Source organism: Paenibacillus sp. FSL H7-0331 (assembly GCF_001956045.1).
Window position 1 is genome coordinate 1 of record NZ_MRTH01000119.1, and the last position, 2,727, is coordinate 2,727.

6 protein-coding genes and 1 pseudogene are annotated in these 2,727 nt (G+C 35.3%); all 7 read right to left on the bottom strand.

Annotated elements, in window-relative coordinates:
- Positions 1 to 242 precede the first annotated feature (242 nt).
- Positions 243 to 452 carry a hypothetical protein gene (locus tag BK127_RS44420; protein WP_076238542.1) on the bottom strand — a complete coding sequence of 70 codons (210 nt, stop codon included), beginning with the start codon at positions 450 to 452 and terminating at the stop codon, positions 243 to 245.
- A gap of 117 nt (positions 453 to 569) precedes the next feature.
- On the bottom strand, positions 570 to 839 hold the full coding sequence (locus BK127_RS41925; RefSeq protein ID WP_076238543.1) for a hypothetical protein: 270 nt from the start codon (positions 837 to 839) through the stop codon (positions 570 to 572).
- Positions 813 to 923: pseudogene (locus BK127_RS46185) on the bottom strand (RHS repeat-associated core domain-containing protein); the annotation flags it as partial. The pseudogene BK127_RS46185 and the gene BK127_RS41925, both read right to left, overlap by 27 nt.
- A gap of 134 nt (positions 924 to 1,057) precedes the next feature.
- Positions 1,058 to 1,240: a hypothetical protein gene (locus BK127_RS41930; RefSeq protein ID WP_076238544.1), complete on the bottom strand. Its 183-nt coding sequence runs from the start codon at positions 1,238 to 1,240 to the stop codon at positions 1,058 to 1,060.
- A 152-nt stretch (positions 1,241 to 1,392) separates the two neighbouring features.
- Complete coding sequence (locus BK127_RS41935; protein ID WP_076238545.1) at positions 1,393 to 1,668, bottom strand: CPCC family cysteine-rich protein; 276 nt, start codon at positions 1,666 to 1,668, stop codon at positions 1,393 to 1,395.
- 392 nt (positions 1,669 to 2,060) lie between these two features.
- Positions 2,061 to 2,324 carry a hypothetical protein gene (locus tag BK127_RS41945; protein WP_076238546.1) on the bottom strand — a complete coding sequence of 88 codons (264 nt, stop codon included), beginning with the start codon at positions 2,322 to 2,324 and terminating at the stop codon, positions 2,061 to 2,063.
- Positions 2,325 to 2,338: 14 nt separating this feature from the next.
- Positions 2,339 to 2,727: hypothetical protein (locus BK127_RS41950; RefSeq protein WP_256711711.1), on the bottom strand; the 389-nt coding region annotated here is incomplete at its 5' end.

The window sequence follows — 2,727 nt, forward strand, 5'->3', positions numbered from 1 at the left end:
AAATTGAACGGAATATCGCCTTTTTGATTTGAAGCATGCCTTCAATTAATTAAAAGCGCAAGTTTTTCAGTGGCCTCGATGAATTCAGAAGTCATCTTCTAGCTGCTTAAGGCTTCAATACCATTTTTCAACACTGTCCATAAATGAGGTTACAGTTCAAGGGTTAGTCGCATTGTTGTCTAAATTATTCTCTGTTACGATCAAAATATTCGTCTAAAAAGCCTGCATTTGTTACACTCGGTTCACTTTCTAGCCATGTTCACAACAGAATTGACATACAATTTGTCATCACTACCTTTGTAAATTAATGACTTATCGAAACCTAACTTTTCAGCGACTTGGTCAAGCGAAGTAATAATTGCGTTGTTATTTAAACCAAATGCAAAAGCCTCATCTAAATTATCAAAATGCTGACCTAAGTATCGCCCTTCATTATTATTATAGAAATCCATTAAAGTAGCGACTTGTACACTTAGTGTTGCCTTTCCATTTGAGGTGCTTAATATTTTGTAATTCTCTGTCGCTAAAAACTCATGATTGGCCGTTATCGCTTCTGCTGCTTGAACGCCCTAAGCACTTGAAATCTTAAAAATCCAACCAAAATGTCTGTATGCATCAGATTCGTTATCCCAAGTAACTAATGTTCCCTTATAATATTGTGGGTTATGAGCAGTTGCATAACCACTAGCTTTACTTCTCATTATACCACCTGCGAATAGACCATAGGTCGCAATAGTCTCTGCTCGGTCACTATTGTAACCAAGTCTCCCCAACTGGGATTGATTTGAATAGAACTCTTTTAGTGAAAAATCATGTCCCGTTGGGTCAATGTATATCAAAGGATTGTTACCTCCGTACGTATAAAGATTCAACGTCAGCGGATTCGTAATATCCCCTTCATACGTATCCTTATTAATAAACCGCTATCCTGAATTAACAAAGGTAGCAACCAACATTCCAGCTACCACCTATTACATCGTCTCGCTTATTTTTTCGCGGCAGAAGAATTAAAGCCAAATAAACCACAACACAATAGTTAGTGGCATTGTCGTTAATCTCACTCATTTATTTTTAGATATGCTGTTCCCCACTCTTTAAATTTAGACCATATATTTACATCAAATACAGATTCAACATTCAATTTATAATGAGCAGCTAAATTAAACCATTCAGAATAATTAAAATTTTCAGGGTATTGAGAGACATTAGTAAACTCTATGATTAACCCTTCAAAAGCCATCTCATATTCACCATGTTCAAAATAATGCTTTACTTGTATTAATCCTTCAAGTGGTATGACCTTCTCAGATGAATTTATATAGCCTGCTAACAGATTTTCTGCCTTATCAATGATTCTCTATCCCCTTATGGCGACAAATGATTTTTGAAGTTTCATTTTGATATGTCTAATAACTCCCATTTAGTATCCCGCTCATCGTCATCAGTTGGTTTCCTAACGTTTTGTTTATATATTTCTTCACATGCACCAAACTCAATATAATTCCTCTGTCCTTGCCTTAACGATACTTCATTTGCACCACCTTCATAATCAGGGTCATGAAATTGTACGTAATCATCATGCCAAAAGCATATTTCACAAATTAAATCAGTCCCAGGTGGCTGTTCGTCTAAAGTCTTATAACCACAACATGGGCAAGTATACATCATCATCTTCCTCTCATCAATTGGATTGTCTTCTACTTGGATTATCCCTCCTATGTGATAGAATAAAAATAAAAGATAAGGAGTTTGACCAATGAACCAAATAAAGAAAAAGGCATATAAATTGCTTATCTATCAAGCATTACTAGATATAAAAAAACAGTGGAAATTTCAATGAGGAAAAATTTAACATAAATATCCAAATTGCTCATGCATTCCATAATCTTGCAGAGTTTATAGCCTTAGATTTTGAAGGGTTCGATGAGGAAAACTTTTGGAGTAGAATTGACTCATTAGAGAATCAATTTGGAATACATCATTACAGAAAACTATTCGATGACACAGTTAAAAAGTGTTAAAAGCGAAGGATTATATGTATGATAATTAAAATGATAATCCTATTTCCGAGCAACTATGTTATCCATGTAATCCAACGCTTCATTAAGATTATTAAATGCTTCATCATGACCACTAAAATCTAAACCATTTATTTCTCTTCTAGTCGATATCCCTACTCCATCTTTAGGTGTGACTTGTATCTCAAAGTAATTTGATTTGCCATCATTCATACTTATCCAGACAGCCACACCATACTTATCAAAATACAAATTCCAGTGTGGATACCTCCTGGTTAATATCGCCTTAATTTCATCGATATCCATGCTATCCTCCATGATTAATTGGATTCCTCACATCTATCAAATATATTTTCAAAATCACCCTCATTTATTAGATGCCTAATCACTTCTTCAATACGGTTACGACTACATTCATCTATTAGGGGCATGTCACTTCCCCAAAAATACTTACCACGTAAACACTCACCAGTACTTCTGTTCTTTTCAGTCAGTGTTTGTATGTTCTTGTATGTGAAAAATGATGCCACCCATCTAGATCCATCTTCAAATGTAACTATCACATCTGTGTTATCATCATATATATCCCATTCACCATCTGCCCAGTTTTCCGCTTCAATCCACATGGTATGACCTTGCCCTGAAAAAGTAGACACGTAGAAAGCCTCAGTGAACCCAATTAGCCTAACTTTCTCCGACCAGGAATGGC

Coding starts and splice junctions, on each gene's coding strand:
- BK127_RS44420 (WP_076238542.1), bottom strand. CDS start 452: ATGGATTTCTATAATAATAATGAAGGGCGATACTTAGGTCAGCATTTT.
- BK127_RS41935 (WP_076238545.1), bottom strand. CDS start 1,668: ATGATGTATACTTGCCCATGTTGTGGTTATAAGACTTTAGACGAACAG.
- BK127_RS41930 (WP_076238544.1), bottom strand. CDS start 1,240: ATGGCTTTTGAAGGGTTAATCATAGAGTTTACTAATGTCTCTCAATAC.
- BK127_RS41945 (WP_076238546.1), bottom strand. CDS start 2,324: ATGGATATCGATGAAATTAAGGCGATATTAACCAGGAGGTATCCACAC.